This is a genomic window from Ornithinimicrobium kibberense (assembly GCF_006519705.1).
GTDB classification, from domain to species: domain Bacteria; phylum Actinomycetota; class Actinomycetes; order Actinomycetales; family Dermatophilaceae; genus Ornithinicoccus; species Ornithinicoccus kibberensis.
In genome coordinates this window covers 57,023-77,640 of record NZ_VFXM01000014.1, presented here as the reverse complement: position 1 = coordinate 77,640, position 20,618 = coordinate 57,023, and the positions used below count along the sequence as shown (strand labels likewise).

At 70.4% G+C, this 20,618-nt stretch carries 15 protein-coding genes; 1 reads left to right on the top strand and 14 read right to left on the bottom strand.

Annotated elements, in window-relative coordinates:
• Nucleotide 1 precedes the first annotated feature (1 nt).
• The 11 genes from rplC to rplJ form a co-directional block, all read right to left on the bottom strand.
• On the bottom strand, nt 2–670 hold the full coding sequence (rplC, locus tag FJR00_RS12700) for a 50S ribosomal protein L3 (protein ID WP_141339051.1): 669 nt from the start codon (nt 668–670) through the stop codon (nt 2–4).
• 2 nt (nt 671–672) lie between these two features.
• Nucleotides 673–981, bottom strand: a complete 309-nt coding sequence (gene rpsJ, locus FJR00_RS12695) for a 30S ribosomal protein S10 (RefSeq protein ID WP_006946210.1) — start codon at nt 979–981, stop codon at nt 673–675.
• 374 nt (nt 982–1,355) lie between these two features.
• Entirely contained in the window at nt 1,356–1,910 is a 555-nt protein-coding gene (locus tag FJR00_RS12690) for a YceI family protein (protein WP_237769954.1), read from the bottom strand.
• A gap of 167 nt (nt 1,911–2,077) precedes the next feature.
• A complete protein-coding gene (gene tuf, locus FJR00_RS12685; protein ID WP_075956904.1) occupies nt 2,078–3,271 on the bottom strand; it encodes an elongation factor Tu in 1,194 nt (397 codons plus the stop codon).
• A gap of 120 nt (nt 3,272–3,391) precedes the next feature.
• The gene (gene fusA / locus FJR00_RS12680) at nt 3,392–5,494 is read right to left on the bottom strand and encodes an elongation factor G (protein ID WP_141339050.1); all 2,103 of its coding nucleotides are present in this window, start codon (nt 5,492–5,494) and stop codon (nt 3,392–3,394) included.
• 107 nt (nt 5,495–5,601) lie between these two features.
• Complete coding sequence (rpsG, locus tag FJR00_RS12675) at nt 5,602–6,072, bottom strand: 30S ribosomal protein S7 (RefSeq protein WP_075956905.1); 471 nt, start codon at nt 6,070–6,072, stop codon at nt 5,602–5,604.
• Nucleotides 6,072–6,446: a 30S ribosomal protein S12 gene (rpsL, locus tag FJR00_RS12670; RefSeq protein WP_075956906.1), complete on the bottom strand. Its 375-nt coding sequence runs from the start codon at nt 6,444–6,446 to the stop codon at nt 6,072–6,074. The genes rpsG and rpsL overlap by 1 nt, the downstream gene beginning before the upstream one ends.
• A 436-nt stretch (nt 6,447–6,882) precedes the next feature.
• Nucleotides 6,883–10,812 carry a DNA-directed RNA polymerase subunit beta' gene (locus tag FJR00_RS12665; RefSeq protein WP_141339049.1) on the bottom strand — a complete coding sequence of 1,310 codons (3,930 nt, stop codon included), beginning with the start codon at nt 10,810–10,812 and terminating at the stop codon, nt 6,883–6,885.
• Nucleotides 10,813–10,938: 126 nt separating this feature from the next.
• Nucleotides 10,939–14,412, bottom strand: a complete 3,474-nt coding sequence (rpoB, locus tag FJR00_RS12660) for a DNA-directed RNA polymerase subunit beta (RefSeq protein WP_075956907.1) — start codon at nt 14,410–14,412, stop codon at nt 10,939–10,941.
• Nucleotides 14,413–14,801: 389 nt separating this feature from the next.
• Nucleotides 14,802–15,197, bottom strand: a complete 396-nt coding sequence (rplL, locus tag FJR00_RS12655; RefSeq protein WP_141339048.1) for a 50S ribosomal protein L7/L12 — start codon at nt 15,195–15,197, stop codon at nt 14,802–14,804.
• A 70-nt stretch (nt 15,198–15,267) separates the two neighbouring features.
• Nucleotides 15,268–15,906, bottom strand: a complete 639-nt coding sequence (gene rplJ, locus FJR00_RS12650; RefSeq protein ID WP_141339047.1) for a 50S ribosomal protein L10 — start codon at nt 15,904–15,906, stop codon at nt 15,268–15,270.
• A gap of 306 nt (nt 15,907–16,212) precedes the next feature.
• On the opposite strand from rplJ, the gene FJR00_RS12645 reads away from it, so the two are divergent.
• Nucleotides 16,213–17,172, top strand: a complete 960-nt coding sequence (locus tag FJR00_RS12645; protein WP_202876668.1) for a P1 family peptidase — start codon at nt 16,213–16,215, stop codon at nt 17,170–17,172.
• Between the two features lie 60 nt (nt 17,173–17,232).
• Here the strand turns inward: FJR00_RS12645 and FJR00_RS12640 are convergent, their stop codons facing one another.
• The 3 genes from FJR00_RS12640 to rplA form a co-directional block, all read right to left on the bottom strand.
• Nucleotides 17,233–18,639: an MFS transporter gene (locus FJR00_RS12640; protein ID WP_238330480.1), complete on the bottom strand. Its 1,407-nt coding sequence runs from the start codon at nt 18,637–18,639 to the stop codon at nt 17,233–17,235.
• On the bottom strand, nt 18,636–19,661 hold the full coding sequence (locus FJR00_RS12635; protein WP_075956910.1) for a GTP pyrophosphokinase: 1,026 nt from the start codon (nt 19,659–19,661) through the stop codon (nt 18,636–18,638). Before FJR00_RS12635 ends, FJR00_RS12640 begins: the two co-directional genes overlap by 4 nt.
• A 180-nt stretch (nt 19,662–19,841) precedes the next feature.
• On the bottom strand, nt 19,842–20,552 hold the full coding sequence (gene rplA / locus FJR00_RS12630) for a 50S ribosomal protein L1 (protein WP_075956911.1): 711 nt from the start codon (nt 20,550–20,552) through the stop codon (nt 19,842–19,844).
• Nucleotides 20,553–20,618: the final 66 nt, after the last annotated feature.

Below are 20,618 nucleotides of genomic sequence, written 5' to 3'. Positions count from 1 at the left end.
GTCACGCCCCCTTCGCGGCCGTGCGGACCAGGACGATGCCGCCGCGGGGGCCGGGGACGGCACCCTTGATCAGCAGCAGACCCTTGTCGGCGTCCACGGCGTGGATGGTCAGGTTCGGGGTGGTCTGGCGCACGCCGCCCATGCGGCCGGCCATGCGCAGACCCTTGAAGACCTTGCCCGGGGTGGCGCAGCCACCGATCGAGCCAGGCTTGCGGTGGTTGCGGTGGGCACCGTGGGAGGCGCTGACGCCGGAGAAGCCGTGCCGCTTCATGACGCCGGCGAAGCCCTTGCCCTTGGTGGTGCCGGTCACGTCGACCCGCTGCCCACCCTCGAAGGACTCGACGGTGATCTCCTGGCCGAGCTGGTAGTCGCCCGCGTCGGAGGTGCGCAGCTCGACGAGGTGGCGGCGGGGGGTGACCCCGGCCTTCTCGAAGTGCCCGCGCAGCGGCTGGGTGACCTTGCGGGGGTCGACGGCGCCGAAGCCGATCTGCACGGCGTCGTACCCGTCGGTCTGCTGGTCGCGGACCTGGGTGACGACGCACGGGCCGGCCTTGACGACCGTCACGGGCACGAGGCGGTTGTCGGCGTCCCAGACCTGGGTCATGCCGAGCTTCTCGCCGAGGACGCCCGTGACGGCGCGCGTGTTCGTGGTGGTAGCAGTCATCGTCATACTCACAGCTTGATCTCGATGTTGACGTCCGCCGGCAGGTCGAGGCGCATCAACGAGTCGACCGCCTTGGGCGTCGGGTCGACGATGTCGATGAGCCGCTTGTGGGTGCGCATCTCGAAGTGCTCGCGGCTGTCCTTGTACTTGTGGGGCGACCGGATGACGCAGAAGACGTTCTTCTCCGTCGGGAGCGGCACCGGGCCGACCACGGTGGCGCCGGCACGGGTCACCGTGTCAACGATCTTGCGCGCCGAGCTGTCGATGACCTCGTGGTCATAAGACTTCAGCCGGATGCGGATCTTCTGTCCCGCCATCGCTTGTCTGACTCTCTCTCGTCGTCCTACAGAACATTCCTGGACCGTCGGCCGCCCTGGACCAGGCACCGACCCCCGCGGTCGGGCGTGTCGCGCCTCCTGCGGAGGTGTCCCACGCTCGCTCGCGCTACTTCATCGGGCTGGTGTCCGTCCGGCGACCACCGGGGCTTGCGCTGCCGTCGCCCGCGCTCCTTCCGTGTCCCGGGGCAGCTGCCCCGACCACGACGATCGCGCGTGCCGGACGGCTGGCGACGCACACACGGGTGCGCGTCACGCGTCAAGCAACCTGCCTAGTGTGCCACGAAGCGGTGGCGCACCCCAAATCCGCCCGGTCGGGCCCCCGGGAGGGGTGGGTCGTCCGGGTGTCCGCCCGGTCAGCTCTCCTGCTTGATGGCGGAGATCTCGAACTCGAGGCTCACCTTCTCCGACACCAGCACCCCGCCGGTGTCCAGGGGCATGTTCCAGTGCAGCCCGAAGTCCCTGCGGTTGAGCCGGCGGGTGGCCTCGAAGCCGGCCCGCAGGTTTCCCATGGGGTCGCGCTGCACCCCGAGCAGGGCGATCGGGATGGCCACCTGCTTGGTGACCTCCTTGATGGTCAGGTCCCCCACGACCATGAAGTTGCCCTCCTCGACCTCGTCGATGGTGGAGGAGACGAACCGGATGTCGGGGTAGCGCTCGGCGTCGAAGAAGTCGATGGAGCGCAGGTGCTCGTCCCGCTGCTCGTTGTTCGTGGTGACGCTCGCCGTGCCCAGCCGCACCTCCACCCGGGAGGCGGAGACGCTCTCGGCGTCGACGTGGATGGTCCCCTCCACGTCGGTGAACGTGCCCCGCACCGTGGTGACCATGGCGTGCCGGGCGGAGAAGCCGATGCGCGTGTGGCCCGGGTCGAAACGCCACACGCCCGCCATCGCTGGGTCGAGGTCGGCCACGGGACTCCTCCTGTTGTCATGGTCGCCCGCGCCGGTGCCGGCGCGGTGGTCCTGTCCTTCCGCAGCGTACCTGCCACCGGCCCGAAAGGCCGGGAGGACACCAGGACATGCAGCAGGCCCCCGCCACCGGGTGGGTGGCAGGGGCCTGCTGGACCGGGAGGGTCAGGTCACTTGAGGATCTTGGTGACCCGGCCGGCGCCGACGGTGCGGCCACCCTCGCGGATGTTGAACATCAGGCCCTCCTCCATGGCGATCGGCTGGATCAGCTCGACGCGCATGTCGGTGTTGTCGCCGGGCATGACCATCTCGGTGCCCTCGGGCAGGTGGCACACGCCGGTGACGTCGGTGGTCCGGAAGTAGAACTGCGGACGGTAGTTGTCGTAGAACGGGGTGTGCCGGCCACCCTCGTCCTTGGACAGGATGTAGGCCTGCGCCTCGAACTCGGTGTGCGGGGTGATCGAGCCCGGCTTGACGACGACCTGGCCGCGCTCCACCTCCTCGCGCTTGGTGCCGCGCAGCAGCAGGCCGACGTTCTCGCCCGCACGGCCCTCGTCGAGCAGCTTGCGGAACATCTCGATGCCGGTGACGGTGGTCTTCATCGAGGCATCCTTGATGCCGACGATCTCGACCTCCTCGTTGACCTTGAGGATGCCGCGCTCGATACGACCGGTGACGACGGTGCCACGACCGGTGATCGTGAAGACGTCCTCGACCGGCATCATGAACGGCTTGTCCAGGTCGCGCTCCGGCTCCGGGATGTACTCGTCGACGGTGTCCATGAGCTCCAGGACGCTGTCGACCCACTTCTGCTCGCCCTCGAGGGCCTTCAGCGCAGAGACGCGCACGACCGGCAGGTCGTCGCCGGGGAACTCGTAGGAGGACAGCAGCTCGCGGACCTCCATCTCGACGAGCTCCATGATCTCCTCGTCGTCGACCATGTCGGACTTGTTGAGCGCCACGACGATGTAGGGGACGCCGACCTGGCGGGCCAGGAGGACGTGCTCCTTGGTCTGCGGCATCGGGCCGTCGGTGGCGGCGACCACGAGGATCGCACCGTCCATCTGGGCCGCGCCGGTGATCATGTTCTTGACGTAGTCGGCGTGCCCCGGGCAGTCGACGTGGGCGTAGTGCCGCTTCTCGGTCTGGTACTCGATGTGCGCGATCGAGATCGTGATCCCGCGCTGCTTCTCCTCGGGCGCCTTGTCGATGCTGTCGAAGGGCGACGCCTCGTTCAGGTCGGGGTACTTGTCGTGCAGCACCTTGGAGATGGCGGCGGTCAGCGTGGTCTTGCCGTGGTCGATGTGACCGATCGTTCCGATGTTGACGTGCGGCTTGCTCCGCTCGAACTTGGCCTTGGCCACTGGGGTCCTCCTGTTGGACGGGTTGTGCTCGTCACCGGCTGGATGCCGCGACGACGTTCACTGGTTTGCTGGAAAGGTGGTGCGTCGGTCCGTCACTCCGCGGGCGGAGTGGTGGTCAGCTCACTCGCCGCGGACCTTCTTGATGATCTCCTCCGCGACGTTCCGGGGAACCTCGGCGTAGGAGTCGAACTGCATCGTGTAGTTGGCACGACCCTGGGTCTTGGACCGGAGGTCACCAACGTACCCGAACATCTCGGACAGGGGCACGACGGCCCGGACCACCTTGGCGCCGGAGACGTCCTCCATCGCCTGGATGTGCCCGCGACGGGAGTTGAGGTCGCCGATGACGTCGCCCATGTAGTCCTCGGGCGTGCGCACCTCGACGGCCATGACCGGCTCGAGCAGGACCGGGTCGGCCTTGCGTGCGGCCTCCTTGAAGGCCATCGAACCGGCGATCTTGAACGCCATCTCCGAGGAGTCGACGTCGTGGTAGGCGCCGTCGAGCAGGGTCGCCCTGACGCCCACGACCGGGTAGCCGGCCAGGATGCCCAGCTGCATGGCGTCCTGGATGCCGTGGTCGACCGAGGGGATGTACTCCTTCGGCACGCGGCCGCCGGTAACGACGTTCTCGAAGGCGTAGAGCTCGCCCTCGCCGGTGTCCATCGGCTCCAGCGCGATCTGGATCTTGGCGAACTGGCCCGACCCACCCGTCTGCTTCTTGTGGGTGTAGTCGAACTTCTCGACCTTGCGCCGGATGGTCTCGCGGTAGGCGACCTGGGGGGCGCCCACGTTCGCCTCGACCTTGAACTCGCGCTTCATCCGGTCCACGAGGATGTCGAGGTGGAGCTCGCCCATGCCGCCGATGACGGTCTGGCCGGTCTCCTCGTCGAGGCGGACGGTGAAGGTCGGGTCCTCCTGCGCCAGCTTCTGGATCGCGGTGCCCAGCTTCTCCTGGTCGCCCTTGGTCTTGGGCTCGATCGCGACGTGGATGACCGGCTCGGGGAAGGTCATCGACTCGAGGATGATCTGCTCGCTCATGTCGCAGAGCGTGTCGCCCGTGGTCGTGTCCTTGAGCCCGATCACCGCGTAGATGTGCCCCGCGGAGACCTTCTCGACCGGGTTCTCCTTGTTGGCGTGCATCTGGAACAGCTTGCCCAGCCGCTCCTTACGCCCCTTGGTCGCGTTCATCACGGGCTGGCCCGCGCTGATCTCGCCGGAGTAGACCCGGATGTAGGTCAGGGTGCCGAAGAAGGGGTGCGTGGCGATCTTGAACGCCAGCGCCGCGAACGGCTCCTTGGTGTCGGGGGTGCGGGTGATGACGGTCTCCTCGTCGCCCGGCTTGTGCCCCTCGGTGGGGGGCAGGTCGACCGGCGAGGGCAGGTACTCCACGACGGCGTCCAGCAGGGGCTGGACGCCCTTGTTCTTGAACGCCGTGCCGCAGAAGACCGGGTTCACCTCGCCGGCCAGGGTCAGCGCACGGACGCCGGCCTTGATCTCGTCCTCGGTCAGCTCCTCGCCGCCGAGGTACTTCTCGAGCAGCTCCTCGTCGGACTCGGCGACCTTCTCGACGAGGGCGTTGTGGTACTCCTCGGCCTTGTCCTTGAGGTCCTCGGGGATCTCGCCGGTCTCGTAGGCCTCGCCCAGCGGCGTCTCCTTGGACCAGGTCAGCGCCTTCATGCTCACCAGGTCGACCATGCCGACGAAGTCGGCCTCCGACCCGATGGGAAGCTGCATGACCAGGGGGGTCGCACCGAGCCGGTCGACGATCGTCTTGACCGAGAAGTAGAAGTCCGCGCCCATCTTGTCCATCTTGTTGATGAAGCACATGCGGGGGACGCCGTACTTGTCGGCCTGGCGCCACACGGTCTCGGACTGGGGCTCGACACCCTCCTTGCCGTCGAAGACGGCGACGGCGCCGTCGAGCACGCGCAGGTTGCGCTCCACCTCGACGGTGAAGTCCACGTGGCCTGGCGTGTCGATCAGGTTGATCTGGGTGCCCTTCCAGAAGCTGGTGACGGCCGCGGAGGTGATGGTGATCCCCCGCTCTTTCTCCTGGTCCATCCAGTCGGTCGTCGACGCGCCGTCGTGCGTCTCGCCCATCTTGTGCTTGACACCCGTGTAGAACAGGATGCGCTCGGTGGTCGTCGTCTTGCCGGCATCGATGTGCGCCATGATGCCGATGTTGCGGACCTTCGTCAGGTCCGTCAGGACGTCCTGTGCCACGGTCTCTCTCTCTGCTTGGTCGTGCTCGTCGTCGTGTGCGGCGGTCCGGGGGCGAGGGGCGCGCGGCGCCCGGCGGGCGCGCGCGGCATACCCTCACCCCCGGGACGTCACCAGCGGTAGTGCGCGAAGGCCTTGTTGGCCTCGGCCATCTTGTGCGTGTCCTCGCGGCGCTTCACCGCGGCGCCGAGGCCGTTGCTGGCGTCGAGGATCTCGTTCATCAGGCGCTCGGTCATCGTCTTCTCCCGACGCTGACGGGCGTAGCCGACCAGCCAGCGCAGGGCCAGCGTGGTGCTGCGGCCCGGCTTGACCTCGATCGGCACCTGGTAGGTGGCGCCACCGACACGGCGGGACTTGACCTCCAGGGCCGGCTTGACGTTGTCCAGCGCACGCTTGAGCGTCTGCACCGGGTCCGTGCCGGTCTTGGCGCGGCAGCCCTCGAGGGCGCCGTAGACGATGCGCTCGGCGGTGGACTTCTTGCCGTCCATGAGGATCTTGTTGACGAGCTGGGTGACCAGCTGGCTGCCGTAGACCGGGTCCTGGATCAGCGGGCGCTTGGGAGCGGGGCCCTTACGAGGCATTACTTCTTCTCCTTCTTCGCGCCGTAGCGGGAGCGGGACTGGTTGCGCCCCTTGACGCCCTGGGTGTCCAGGGACCCGCGGATGATCTTGTAGCGGACGCCGGGAAGGTCCTTCACACGGCCGCCGCGGACGAGCACGATCGAGTGCTCCTGCAGGTTGTGGCCGACGCCCGGGATGTAGGCCGTCACCTCGACGCCGCTGGTCAGGCGCACACGGGCGACCTTGCGCAGGGCGGAGTTCGGCTTCTTGGGGGTGGTCGTGTAGACGCGGGTGCAGACGCCGCGGCGCTGCGGGTTGCCCTTGAGGGCCGGCGAGTCGGACTTCTTCGCCTTGTCCGAGCGGCCCTTGCGGACGAGCTGGTTGATCGTGGGCACTGAATCTCCGTCAGTCGTTGGTCTTCCGCGCTCCCCCGGGTCTGGCCGAGGGTCGCGCTCCTTGGGTTGCGCCTGTCCGGTTCCTCCGGGTCGGAGGGCCGGACACGCTGCTCTCCCCTGCACTTCCCGTCCGGACCGCCGTGGTGCATGATGAGCCCCACGGGGACCGGGCGGACTGCCCGGCGAGAGATGGTCGCTCCGGGGCCGGTCGAGGACCGGGCCACCGGCAAGCGTGCAGGGCCTGGGGCCACACACAGTTCTCCAGGGTACCGGCTGGCGGGCGCCCCGGACAAATCCCGGTGCCCGGCCCCGGTCCCCCGTCACGCCACCGCGCCCGCGCCCCCACCCGCGACGCGCGAGGGGCGGGTATGCCGTGTGCACGGCATACCCGCCCCTGGCGGTGCGTCACGCGGCCGGCCGGAGCCGACCCGTGACGTCAGTAGCGCTCGTCGCCCGCGGGCAGGTCGTCGAGGCGGACGGCCTCGCCGGTGCCCTGGCCGAACGCGCCGGCGTAGTCGAAGTCCTCGTAGACCGGCGGTGCGTAGGCCTCGGCCTTGGCCTCCTCGGTCGGCTCCACCGGCAGGTTCCGGTAGCGCGGCAGGCCGGTCCCCGCGGGGATCAGCTTGCCGAGGATGACGTTCTCCTTCAGGCCGAGCAGCGGGTCGCTCTTGGCCTCCATGGCCGCCTCGGTGAGCACCCGGGTGGTCTCCTGGAAGGAGGCCGCCGAGAGCCACGAGTCGGTCGCCAGCGAGGCCTTGGTGATGCCCATGAGCTCGGGCCGGCCGGAGGCGGGGCGGCCGCCCTCGGACACGACCCGGCGGTTCTCGGCCTCGAACCGGCCGCGCTCGACGAGGGTGCCCGGCAGCAGCTCGGCGTCGCCGGCCTCGATGACCGTGATCCGGCGCAGCATCTGCCGCACGATGACCTCGATGTGCTTGTCGTGGATCGACACACCCTGCTGGCGGTAGACGTGCTGGACCTCGTCGACCAGGTGCTGCTGGGTGGCCCGGGGGCCCAGGATGCGCAGCACCTGCTTGGGGTCGATGGCACCGGTGACCAGCTGGGCGCCGACCTCGACGTGCTCGCCGTCCTTGACCAGCAGGCGCGCCCGCTTGCTCACCGGGTAGGCGTGCTCCTCGGATCCGTCGTCCGGGGTAAGCAGGAGGCGGCGGGTCTTGTCGGTGTCCTCGATCTCGATCCGGCCGCTGGCCTCGGCGATCGGGGCGACCGCCTTCGGGGTGCGGGCCTCGAACAGCTCGACGACACGCGGCAGACCCTGGGTGATGTCGTCACCGGCCACACCACCGGTGTGGAAGGTGCGCATCGTCAGCTGGGTGCCGGGCTCGCCGATCGACTGGGCCGCGATGATGCCGACGGCCTCGCCGATGTCGACGAGCTTGCCGGTGGCCAGCGATCGGCCGTAGCACCTGGCGCAGGTGCCGACGAGCGACTCGCAGGTCAGGACCGAGCGGACCTTGACCTGCTCGACGCCGGCGGCGACCAGACGGTCGATGACGACGTCGCCGAGGTCGATCCCGGCCTCGGCCAGCACCTCGCCGTCCTCGGAGGTGACCGACTCGGCCAGGGTGCGGGCGTAGACGGCCGTCTCGACGTCGTCGTGCTCGCGCAGCCCGCCGCTGGGGGTCCGGACCGCGATCGGCATGACGAAGCCGCGCTCGGTGCCGCAGTCGTCCTCACGGATGATGACGTCCTGCGAAACGTCGACGAGACGACGGGTCAGGTAGCCGGAGTCGGCGGTCCGCAGCGCGGTGTCCGCCAGCCCCTTGCGGGCGCCGTGCGTGGAGATGAAGAACTCCAGCACGGACAGGCCCTCGCGGAAGTTGGACTTGATCGGCCGCGGGATGATCTCGCCCTTGGGGTTGGCCATGAGGCCGCGCATCCCGGCGATCTGCCGCAGCTGGAACCAGTTGCCTCGGGCCCCGGAGGTCACCATCCGGTAGATGGTGTTGTCCTTGGGCATCGTGGTCTCCAGCTCCTTGGCGACCTCGTTGGTCGCCTGGGTCCAGATCTCCACGAGCTCCTGGCGACGCTCGTCGTCGGTGATCAGGCCGCGCTCGTACTGCAGCTGCACCTTGGCGGCCTTGGACTCGTAGCCGGAGAGGATCTCCGTCTTGCGCTCCGGCGTCTGCACGTCGGAGATGGCCACCGTGGTGCCCGACCGGGTCGCGAAGTGGAAGCCGAGGTTCTTCAGCGCGTCGAGGCTCGCCGCGACCTGCACCTTGGTGTAGCGCTCGGCCAGGTCGTTGACGATCGCCGAGAGCCGCTTCTTCTCCACGACCTCGTTCACGTAGGCGTAGTTCGGCGGCAGCGCGTCGTTGAAGATGGCCCGGCCCAGGGTCGTCTCCAGCTCGAAGGCGTCCACCACCCCGTCCTCGGTGGCGACGGCGCCCTCGGGCAGCTCGTGGCCCAGCGGGGGCGCGGTGTCCGTCAGCCGCAGCCGGATCGGGGTCGCCAGGGCGATCTGCCCCGCGTCGAAGGCCATCTGGGCCTCGGCCACCGAGCTGAAGGACCGCAGGTGGCCCTGGCCGTCGGCACCCTCGACCATGCCGTCGCCGGCCTGGCCGGTCTCGTCGGCGGAAGTCAGGTGGAACAGCCCGATCACCATGTCCTGGGTGGGCATGGTCACCGGACGCCCGTCCGCCGGCTTGAGGATGTTGTTGGAGGACAGCATGAGGATGCGTGCCTCCGCCTGGGCCTCGGCCGACAGCGGCAGGTGGACGGCCATCTGGTCGCCGTCGAAGTCGGCGTTGAAGGCGGTGCACACCAGCGGGTGGATCTGGATGGCCTTGCCCTCGACCAGCTGCGGCTCGAAGGCCTGGATGCCCAGGCGGTGCAGGGTGGGTGCACGGTTGAGCAGCACGGGGTGGTCGGTGATGACCTCCTCGAGCACGTCCCACACCACGGAGCGGCCGCGCTCGACCATCCGCTTGGCGGACTTGATGTTCTGTGCGTGGTCCAGGTCGACCAGCCGCTTCATGACGAACGGCTTGAACAGCTCCAGGGCCATCTGCTTGGGCAGGCCGCACTGGTGCAGCTTCAGCTGCGGGCCGACGACGATGACCGAACGGCCGGAGTAGTCGACGCGCTTGCCCAGCAGGTTCTGGCGGAACCGGCCCTGCTTGCCCTTGAGCATGTCGGACAGCGACTTCAGCGGCCGGTTGCCCGGGCCGGTGACGGCGCGACCGCGACGGCCGTTGTCGAACAGCGAGTCGACGGCCTCCTGCAGCATCCGCTTCTCGTTGTTGACGATGATCTCCGGCGCGCCCAGGTCCAGCAGCCGCTTGAGGCGGTTGTTCCGGTTGATGACGCGGCGGTAGAGGTCGTTGAGGTCGGAGGTCGCGAACCGACCGCCGTCCAGCTGGACCATCGGGCGCAGGTCCGGCGGGATGACCGGGACGCAGTCCAGGACCATGCCGGCGGGCTCGTTCTTGGTCTGCAGGAACGAGGTGACGACCTTGAGCCGCTTGATGGCGCGGGTCTTGCGCTGCCCCTTGCCGGTGGCGATGGTCTCGCGCAGCGAGGCGGCCTCGGCGTCCAGGTCGAAGGTCTGCAGACGCTTCTGCAGCGCCGCGGCACCCATCCCGCCCTCGAAGTACATCCCGAAGCGGTCCCGCATCTCGCGGTAGAGCACCTCGTCGCCCTCCAGGTCCTGGACCTTGAGGTTCTTGAAGCGGTCCCAGACCTGCTCCAGGCGCTCGATCTGCTGGTCGGCGCGACGGCGGATCTGGTTCATCTCCCGCTCGGCGCCGTCCTTGACCTTGCGCCGCGCGTCGGCCTTGGCGCCCTCGGCCTCGAGCTCGGCGAGGTCGGACTCCAGCTTCTTGGCCCGCTCCTCCACGTCGCTGTCGCGACGGTTCTCCAGCGCCTTCTTCTCGGTCTGGATCTGCGCCTCGAGGCTGGGCAGGTCGGCGTGCCGCTGCTCCTCGTCGACGTGCGTGATCATGTAGGCCGCGAAGTAGATGACCTTCTCCAGGTCCTTCGGAGCCAGGTCCAGCAGGTAGCCCAGGCGGGAGGGGACGCCCTTGAAGTACCAGATGTGGGTGACGGGGGCGGCGAGCTCGATGTGGCCCATCCGCTCGCGGCGCACGCCGGCGCGGGTCACCTCGACGCCGCAGCGCTCGCAGATGATGCCCTTGAAGCGGACCCGCTTGTACTTGCCGCAGTAGCACTCCCAGTCCCGGGTGGGACCGAAGATCTTCTCGCAGAAGAGCCCGTCCTTCTCCGGCTTCAGGGTGCGGTAGTTGATGGTCTCGGGCTTCTTGACCTCGCCGTGGCTCCACGCGCGGATGTCGTCCGCGGTCGCCAGGCCGATGCGCAACTCGTCGAAGAAGTTGACGTCCAGCACTGTGTGCTTCCTTTTCCTCGGTATGCAGTGAAAAGTTGAGTTGGGGGGTGGGCCGCCGGGCGGGCGGTCGGGCGACGCCCGGCGGCCTGACGTTCCGGGGGGCACGCGCGCGGCGTGCCCTCCCGGTCAGACCTCTTCGACGGAGGAGGGCTCGCGACGGCTCAGGTCGATGCCGAGCTCCTCGGCCGCGCGGAACACCTCGGTGTCGGACTCTCGCAGGTCGATCTGGGTGCCGTCGGAGGAGAGCACCTCCACGTTCAGGCAGAGCGACTGCATCTCCTTGATGAGCACCTTGAACGACTCCGGGATGCCGGGCTCGGGCACGTTGTCGCCCTTGACGATCGACTCGTACACCTTGACGCGGCCGGTGACGTCGTCGGACTTGATCGTCAGCAGCTCCTGCAGGGCGTAGGCGGCGCCGTAGGCCTCCAGGGCCCAGACCTCCATCTCGCCGAAGCGCTGGCCGCCGAACTGCGCCTTGCCGCCCAGCGGCTGCTGGGTGATCATCGAGTACGGCCCCGTGCTGCGCGCGTGGATCTTGTCGTCCACGAGGTGGTGCAGCTTGAGGATGTACATGTAGCCGACCGACACCGGGTCCGGGTAGGGCTCGCCGGACCGGCCGTCGAACAGCCGGGCCTTGCCGCTGGAGCCGATGAGCCGCTGACCGTCCCGGGCCGGGGTGGTCGAGTCGAGCAGACCGGAGATCTCCTCCTCGCGGGCGCCGTCGAAGACCGGGCTGGCCACGCGCGTGCGGGGCTCCGCCTCCCGGGCATCGCCGGGGATGAGCTCGGCCCACTCCGGCTCGCCCTCGATCTTCCAGCCCTGCGCCGCGGCCCAGCCGAGGTGCAGCTCGAGGATCTGGCCGATGTTCATCCGGCCGGGCACGCCCAGCGGGTTGAGCACGACGTCGACCGGGGTCCCGTCCTCGAGGAAGGGCATGTCCTCCACCGGGAGGATCTTGGAGATGACGCCCTTGTTGCCGTGGCGGCCGGCGAGCTTGTCGCCGTCGGTGATCTTGCGCTTGTTGGCCACGTAGACGCGCACCAGCTGGTTGACGCCCGGGGGCAGCTCGTCGCCCTCCTCGCGGTCGAACACCTTGACGCCGATGACGGTGCCGGTCTCGCCGTGCGGGACCTTCATCGAGGTGTCGCGCACCTCACGGGCCTTCTCCCCGAAGATGGCGCGCAGCAGTCGCTCCTCCGGCGTCAGCTCGGTCTCCCCCTTGGGGGTCACCTTGCCGACGAGCAGGTCGCCGTCGCGGACCTCGGCCCCGATGCGGATGATGCCCCGCTCGTCGAGGTCGGCCAGGACCTCGTCGGAGACGTTGGGGATGTCCCGGGTGATCTCCTCGGGGCCCAGCTTGGTGTCCCGGGCGTCCAGCTCGTGCTCCTCGATGTGGATCGAGGAGAGCACGTCGTCCTGGACGAGACGCTGGGAGAGGATGATCGCGTCCTCGTAGTTGTAGCCCTCCCACGGCATGAACGCCACGAGGAGGTTGCGCCCCAGCGCCATCTCGCCGCCGTCCGTGGCCGGGCCGTCGGCGATAAGACCGCCGGCCTCGACCCGCTGGCCGGTGTCGACCCGCACCTGCTGGTTGTAGCAGTTGCCCTGGTTGGACCGGGTGAACTTGCCGATGCGGTAGGAGGTGTAGGTGCCGTCGTCGTTGGCCACGGTGACCAGGTCGGCCGAGACCTCCTGGACCACGCCCGGCTTGCCGGCACGCACGACGTCGCCGGAGTCCAGCGCGGCGCGGTGCTCCATCCCCGTGCCCACGAGCGGGGCCTCGGCCCGCACGAGCGGGACGGCCTGACGCTGCATGTTGGCGCCCATGAGCGCACGGTTGGCGTCGTCGTGCTCGAGGAAGGGGATCATCGCGGTCGCGGCCGACACCATCTGCCGGGCGGAGACGTCCATGTACTCGACCTCGCTGGCCGGCACGTCGACGGCCTCGCCGTCGCGGGCCCGCACGAGCACGCGCTCGTCGAGGAAGGTGCCGTCGTCGCCCAGCTGCGCGTTGGCCTGGGCGATGACGAAGCGGTCCTCCTCGTCGGCGGACAGGTAGTCGACCTCGTCGGTGACCTTGCCGTCCTTGACCCGGCGGTAGGGGGTCTCAACGAAGCCGAACGGGTTGATGCGGCCGTAGGAGGCCAGCGACCCGATCAGACCGATGTTCGGACCCTCGGGGGTCTCGATGGGGCACATCCGGCCGTAGTGGCTCGGGTGCACGTCCCGGACCTCCATGCCGGCGCGGTCACGGGACAGACCGCCCGGGCCCAGGGCCGAGAGACGACGCTTGTGCGTCAGCCCCGAGAGCGGGTTGTTCTGGTCCATGAACTGGGACAGCTGGCTGGTGCCGAAGAACTCCTTGATGGAGGCGACGACCGGCCGGATGTTGATCAGCGTCTGCGGCGTGATGGCCTCGACGTCCTGGGTGGTCATCCGCTCGCGCACGACCCGCTCCATCCGGGACAGGCCCGTGCGGACCTGGTTCTGGATGAGCTCGCCGACGCTGCGCAGGCGGCGGTTGCCGAAGTGGTCGATGTCGTCGACCTCGACCGGCAGCTCGCCGACCGGCGCCTGCATCGTGGTCTCGCCGGCGTGCAGCGCGACGATGTAGTGGATCGTGGCGACGATGTCGTCCAGCCCCAGCACGGACTCGCCGAGGGGTGCCTGCAGGCCCAGCTTCTTGTTGATCTTGTAGCGGCCGACCTTGGCCAGGTCGTAGCGCTTGGGGTTGAAGTAGAGGTTGTCCAGCAGGGTCTGGGCGGCCTCCTTGGTGGGGGGTTCGCCCGGGCGCAGCTTGCGGTAGATGTCCAGCAGCGCCTCGTCCTGGTCGGCCGTGTGGTCCTTCTCCAGGGTGGCCCGGATCGACTCGTAGTCGCCGAACTGCTCGAGGATCTCGGCCTCGGTCATGCCCAGCGCCTTGAGCAGCACGGTGACGCTCTGCTTGCGCTTGCGGTCCACGCGCACGCCGACCTGGTCACGCTTGTCGATCTCGAACTCCAGCCAGGCGCCCCGGCTGGGGATCACCTTGGCGGAGAAGACGTCCTTGTCGGAGGTCTTGTCGAGGCTGCGCTCGAAGTAGACCCCCGGGGACCGGACGAGCTGGGAGACGACGACCCGCTCGGTGCCGTTGACGATGAACGTGCCGCGCGGCGTCATGAGCGGGAAGTCGCCCATGAAGACCGTCTGGCTCTTGATCTCGCCCGTGGAGTTGTTGATGAACTCCGCGGTCACGAAGAGCGGCGCGGAGTAGGTCATGTCCTTCTCCTGGCACTCCTCGACGGAGTACTTCTGCTCCTCGAACCGGTGGTCGCGGAAGCTCAGCGACATGGAGCCGGAGAAGTCCTCGATCGGGGAGATCTCCTCGAAGATCTCCTCCAGACCGGAGGTGGTGGGGATGTCGTCGCGCCCGTCGGCCTGGGCGGCGGCGACACGCGCCTGCCACGCCTCGTTGCCGAGCAGCCAGTCGAAGCTCTCGGTCTGGAGGGCGAGCAGGTCGGGGACCTCGAGAGGCTCCCTGATCTTAGCGAAGCTCAGACGGCCGGAAGCCGTACGAGCGGTGGACACAGTCTTCTTCGCAGTGCGCGAGGCAGCCAAGGATTGGTCCTTCCACGGGCCTGGGGGCGGCTAGGTTCATCACGGCCAGGACCTGAGCCCCTCGCGGCACGTGCCGGACCGGGGTCGCATCGAGGGGCTCGACGCGGGCAGCGGTCAGCGGTGGGCGGGAGACAGGTGCAGGGCAGCGCAAAGCGACAGCATACACGTCCAGGCACACGTCGTCCAACTCCTGCGTGACCCCCCACCGCAGACGACGTCGTCGTGGCAGCAACTGTGCCCCTCCCGGGCACGTTCGTCAAGCGTGCGCGCCGCGCACGGGGCACGCGGCGCCGGGAACGCCGAACGGGCGGGGCCGGACCAGCGTGCGCTGGTGCGACCCCGCCCGTGGCGGAGCGTGTTCCCGGACGGTCGGACCGTCCGGGAGGGGCTCACTTGAGGGTGACGGTGGCGCCGGCGCCCTCGAGCTGCTCCTTGGCCTTCTCGGCGGCGTCCTTGTCGACCTTCTCCAGGACCGGCTTCGGGGCCCCGTCGACGAGGTCCTTGGCCTCCTTCAGGCCGAGGGAGGTCAGCGCGCGGACCTCCTTGATGACCTGGATCTTCTTGTCGCCCGCGGCCTCGAGGATGACGTCGAACTCGTCCTGCTCCTCGGCGGCGTCCGCGCCGTCGCCGCCGCCGGCGGCCGGCGCACCGGCGGCCGCGACGGCGACCGGGGCGGCAGCGGTGACCTCGAAGGTCTCCTCGAAGGCCTTGACGAACTCGGACAGCTCGATGAGGGTCATCTCCTTGAAGTGGTCAAGGAGCTCCTCGGTGCTCAGCTTCGCCATGATGGCGTCCTTTCTCTTGGTGCCGTGAGTGGCGTGTAGGGGTTGTGCGCTGACCGGACCGGGCGGTCGGTCAGCTCTCGTCGCCACCCTCGGCGACGTCGGTGGGCGCCTCGGCCGGAGCCTCGGCGGGAGTGTCCTCGGCCGCGGCCTCGGGTGCCTCGTCGGCGGGTGCCGACCCGGCGGTGGAACCGCCCTGCTCCTCGACCTTCGCCCGCAGCGCGTCGACGACCCGGGCGGTCTGCGACAGCGGCGCGGCGAAGAGGGAGGCGGCCTTGCTCAGGTTCGCCTTCATGGCGCCCGCGAGCTTGGCCAGCAGGACCTCGCGGGACTCCAGGTCCGCGAGCTGGGTGATCTCCTCGGGGGACAACGGCTTGCCGTCGAGCACCCCCGCCTTGATGACCAGGGCCGGGTTGGCCTTGGTGAAGTCACGCAGACCCTTGGCGACCGCGACCGGGTCGCCCTCCACGAAGGCGATCGCGGTGGGGCCGACCAGGTGCTCGTCGAGTCCCTCGATCCCGGCCTCGGCGGCTGCCCGCTTGGTCAGCGTGTTCTTCACCACGGCGTAGGTGGCGTGCTCGCGCATCGAACCGCGGAGCTCGGTGAGCTGGCTCACCGTCAGACCGCGGTAGTTCGTCAGCACGGCCGCACCGGAGCTGCGGAACTTCTCCGTCAGCTCGGCAATGGCTGCGGCCTTCTCGGGCGTCGCCATGGTGGCCTCCTTCGTCACGTGGTGCCGGCTACCCCCGGGCCGCACGACAGGAGCCCCGGCGCAGGCGCGCACGGGGCTCGGACGCTGCAGGGGCGACCTGGGGTCGCGCCGCTGAGCGAGGCTCGCTACACATCCTGCGCTGGTCGCTCCGACGTGGAGGCCTTCGGTCGGCGCACCGTGGCTGCTCTCGTCGAGCTCCGGGCACACCGACGACCGGCGGTCATGGGTATGAAGCAAGCGTACGGCACCCCGGGGCGGGGGCCCAAATCCGGCCCCGGGCCGTCCGCCACCTGTCAGGCTGGTGGCATGACCTCCGGCATCACCGACGTCCCCGGCGTGCGCGTGGCCCACGTGACGCTGAGCCAGGACGCACCGGTCGTGCGGACCGGGGTGACCTGCGTCCTTCCCCACCACCGCGACCTCCTCGCCCACCCGGTCCCCGCGGCGGTCCACGTGGTCAACGGATACGGCAAGCCCGTGGGGCTGAGCCAGGTCGTCGAGCTGGGTGAGCTCGAGGCTCCCGTGCTGCTGACCGGGACGCTGGCCGTGGGCGCGGTCCACGAGGGCGCGGTGCGCGAGCTGCTGGGACGCCACCCGGACCTCGGGCGTCCGGCGACCGTCAACCCGGTGGTCCTGGAGTGCAACGACGGGCGGCTCCACGACGCGCGCACCCTGGCGGTACGGCCGGCCCACGCGGAGGCCGCGGTCCGCGCCGCACGGACGGCCGGCGAGGGGCACCCGATCGGGCAGGGCGCCGTCGGGGCGGGCACCGGGATGGTCGCCTTCGGCTGGAAGGGCGGCATCGGCACCGCCTCGGTGCCGGTGCAGGACGACGGCCGTGTCCGCGCGACGCTCGGCGCCCTGGTGCTGACCAACATGGGTCGGCCGGAGGACCTCGTCGTGCACGGACGACGGGTCGGCGCCCGGGGCGGGGAGCCGGTCGCCGGCCCCGCCGACGGGTCCGTCGTGGTCCTGCTGGCCACGGACGCCCGGCTCGACGCCCGGCAGCTGGGCCGCCTGGCCCGCCGGGCGCAGAACGGGCTGGCCCGCACCGGGGTGCCGACGGCGCACGGGTCCGGCGAGTTCGTCCTCGCCTGGAGCACCGGCTCGACGACCGACGCGCCCCGACGGGACGGAGGCTGGCTCACGCCCTGGTTCGACGCCGTCGCCGAGGTCGTCGAGGAGGCCGTCCTGAGCTCGCTGCGGCACGCCTGCGCGACCACCGGCCTGGACGGGCTCGTCGCGGACCGCTGCCCGCACGTGTGAGCAGCCCGGTCGGAACCGGCTCGGCGAGGATCCGGCCCGCGTGGCGTCCCCCGGGGGACCTCAGGCCTGCCGGCCGGAGACCTCCGGCAGGCGCCAGGACACCACGGCGCCGACGAGCCCGAGCACGGCCAGGAAGACCAGCGCCGGCACCTCCCCCAGGGTGGCCAGCCCGGCGCTGACCGCCCCGGTCACCAGCAGGATCACCCCCATCGCGGTGTTGGCCGTGGCCACGTAGCGCGTGCGCAGGTCCCCCTCGGCCATGTCGACCACGTAGGTCTTGCGGGCCACCCGTACCCCCACGTGGACGAGGCTGATGACGAGGTAGCCGCCGACCAGCGTCGGCAGCACGAGCCCGTCGGCCCCGGCGACCACGACGGCGACCACGAGCAGCACGACCAGCGAGGCCGCCACGGCCCCGACGGTCATCACGAGCCGGCTGGACCGGTCGGCCAGGCGCCCGAAGACCCGGCCGCCGACGACGGAGGCGACGCCCTGGGCGATGACGAACGCGCCCAGGCCGGCCAGCCAGGAGGTGCCCCGGTCCGCGGCCAGGGTCACGAGGAACGGCGGGGCCAGGGCGGAGACCAGCAGGAGCGCCCGGGCGGTGACGAACCAGCGGAAGTCGCGGTCGGTGCGCAGCAGGTCCAGCGTGTCCCGTACCCACGAGGCCCGGCCGTCGCCGCCGTCCTCCTCCTCGCCGGACCGTCCACCCGCCGCCCGGTCCCGTCCGTCGGTCCGCTCCGGGATCCCGGCGTAGACCACGACCCCGACGAACCAGGTCAGGGCCGCCCCGACGAGCAGGCCCGCCAGGACGGCGACGTCCAGGTCCTGGCCCAGCCGCTGGAGCACGACGCCCAGGAGCACGGCCACAACCCCGGAGACCGCGGTGGCGATGCCCGTCACCTGGCCGCGCTGGCCCTTGGGGACGGCCCGCCCCTGGACGTCCTTGGACGCCATCGAGCACAACGCCCGGGAGAGCGCGAAGACCGCCAGGGCGGCGACGACGAGCACGCCCGCGAGCAGCCCGTCGGCGAGCGCGGCGGCGGCGGCCATCCCGAGCGTGGCCACTCCCTGACCGGTCGCGCCGACCATCCACACCCGGGTGCGTCGGGGCGCCTTCAGCACCCACGGGGTCAGGGCCGCCTGGGGCAGCATCGAGCCGGACTCGCGGACGGGGACGAGCAGGCCCACAAGGGCCGCCGGCGCCCCGAGGAGCGAGAGCAGCCAGGGCAGCACGGTCTTGGCGTTGACCACCTGGTCGCCGGCGCTCTGCAGGGCGTTGGCGGTGATGAGCCGCAGGCCCCCGGCGGCGACCCGCTGCGGACCACCCAGCGCGTCCTCGGCCTCCCGGTCCGCCGTGACCAGCCGGTGGTACCAGCGCACGGAGGCCGGCTCCTGCTCCGCGGGTCCCCGGCCGGGCGGGGTGGTCCCCCCGGCGGGCGGGTCCGTCCCGCTGCGGTGGTTCACGGCCTGCCTCCCGGCTCGACCCCCGCCGCCCGCAGGGTGGCCAGCCGCTCGCGCAGCTGCTCGACCCGGTGGGCGTTGCCGTGCAGCCCGAGGTAGTCGCCGCCGTGCAGGCTCAGCAGCGCGTCGTCCAGGCGGCGGACGGCGGCCGGCGGGTAGCGGTAGCCCATCGCCTCGTTCACCGCGGTGGTGTCCACGGTCGAGAGCTGGGTGCCCAGCTCGTCCAGGGAGGTGATCCCCAGCTCCAGGAGCAGCCCCGAGATCCAGCCGTAGTGCTCCGTGCGCGACCACCCCGCCCCGGGGAAGCGGCCGGCGAGGAAGGTGGCCAGGTCCTGGGCCCCGATCCGGGGGTCGTCCCCGTCCGGCTCGGCCGGGACCGCAGGCATCGCCTGGAGCCGGTCGCGGATGGCCGAGAACTCCCGGTCCGCCAGCTCCAGCAGCCCGGCGGCCAGCGTGAACCGGCGGTTCAGGTCCGAGGCGTGCTCCACCGGCACCGTCCCCTTGTAGCGGATGTCGTGCTCGAACTCGGCCCAGGCGTGCTGCAGCACCGTCCGCACCTGGACCGAGGCGGCGTAGGGCCGGAGCAGCTCACGCTCGGGCGTCAGGGAACGTGAGGCGTCGACGGCGACGAGCAGGTGCCGGCTGGCGTAGCCGAAGGCGCCCTGGTCGGCGGTCTCCCGACCCATGTCGCGGTCCTCGAGCACGGCCAGCGAGGAGGCCAGCAGCTCGGCGACGATCTCGACGTCGTCCCGCACGTAGGTGATGACCCGCAGCCCGATCTGGTCGGTGATCTCGGCGAGCGGCCGCAGGAAGACGGGGCGACCGTCCCGGGTGCGGCCGGCCTTGGCGGCGAAGGACTGCACGCTCTTGGTCCGGCCGGAGACCGACAGGTAGTTGACCCCCGCGTCGTCGAGCAGGTCGGTCACCAGCCGGACGAACCCCTGCGTGGCCACCTCCAGCTCCGGCAGTCGGGCGACGTAGGCGTCCACGGCGGCCCGCAGGTCCTGGGGGTCGCGTCCGCTCATGGGCCCCATCCTGCCGCACCGGTCCGTGCACCCGTCGCGGCGACCCGCGTCCGGGATCGAGCCCGCGTCCGGCGGCGTGGGCGGGACTCCCCCGGCACCCGCCGCGGACGCGCCGGGGCCCGGGGAGCAGCGCGCTCCCCGGGCCCCGGGACGTCGTGGCCGGTCGTCACCGGCCGGTGCTCACTCGCCGTCGGTGGCCGTGCTGCCCACGCGCGAGGGGTCGACCGGGATGCCCGGGCCCATCGTGGTGGCCACGGTCGCCTTGGTGACGTAGCGGCCCTTGGAGCTGGACGGCTTGAGTCGCAGCACCTCGTCGATGGCGGCGCCGTAGTTCTGCACGAGCGCGGCCTCGTCGAAGGAGACCTTGCCGATGATGAAGTGCAGGTTGGCGTGCTTGTCCACGCGGAACTCGATCTTGCCGCCCTTGATCTCGGTCACGGCCTTGGCGGTGTCCATCGTCACGGTGCCGGTCTTGGGGTTCGGCATCAGGCCGCGGGGACCCAGCACCTTGCCCAGCCGACCGACCTTGCCCATGAGGTCGGGGGTGGCAACGACCGCGTCGAAGTCGGTCCAGCCGCCGGCGATCTTCTCGATCATGTCGTCGGACCCGACGAAGTCCGCCCCGGCCTCGCGGGCGGCCTCGGCCTTGTCCCCGTTGGCGATGACCAGGACCCGGGCGGTCTTGCCGGTGCCGTTGGGCAGGTTCACCGTGCCACGGACCAGCTGGTCGGCCTTGCGCGGGTCGACGCCCAGGCGCAGGGCGACCTCGATGGTCGCGTCGTACTTCGTGGTCGCGGTCTCCTTGGCGAGACGGACGGCCTCGACCGGGGTGTAGAGCCGGCCGTCCTCGATCTTCTCGGCGGCGGCCAGGTAGGCCTTGCTGCGCTTCATGCGAACTCCTTGGTGGTGGTGGGAGCTGTGGTCGGACGGGCCGCGCGAGACCCTGCCACAGGAAGG

Bases quoted from the DNA above. Each gene is read 5' to 3' on its own strand.
- rplC (WP_141339051.1), bottom strand. From the start codon at position 670: ATGACGATGACTGCTACCACCACGAACACGCGCGCCGTCACGGGCGTC.
- rpsJ (WP_006946210.1), bottom strand. From the start codon at position 981: ATGGCGGGACAGAAGATCCGCATCCGGCTGAAGTCTTATGACCACGAG.
- rpsG (WP_075956905.1), bottom strand. From the start codon at position 6,072: ATGCCTCGTAAGGGCCCCGCTCCCAAGCGCCCGCTGATCCAGGACCCG.
- rplL (WP_141339048.1), bottom strand. From the start codon at position 15,197: ATGGCGAAGCTGAGCACCGAGGAGCTCCTTGACCACTTCAAGGAGATG.
- rplJ (WP_141339047.1), bottom strand. From the start codon at position 15,906: ATGGCGACGCCCGAGAAGGCCGCAGCCATTGCCGAGCTGACGGAGAAG.
- FJR00_RS12645 (WP_202876668.1), top strand. From the start codon at position 16,213: ATGACCTCCGGCATCACCGACGTCCCCGGCGTGCGCGTGGCCCACGTG.
- FJR00_RS12635 (WP_075956910.1), bottom strand. From the start codon at position 19,661: ATGAGCGGACGCGACCCCCAGGACCTGCGGGCCGCCGTGGACGCCTAC.
- rplA (WP_075956911.1), bottom strand. From the start codon at position 20,552: ATGAAGCGCAGCAAGGCCTACCTGGCCGCCGCCGAGAAGATCGAGGAC.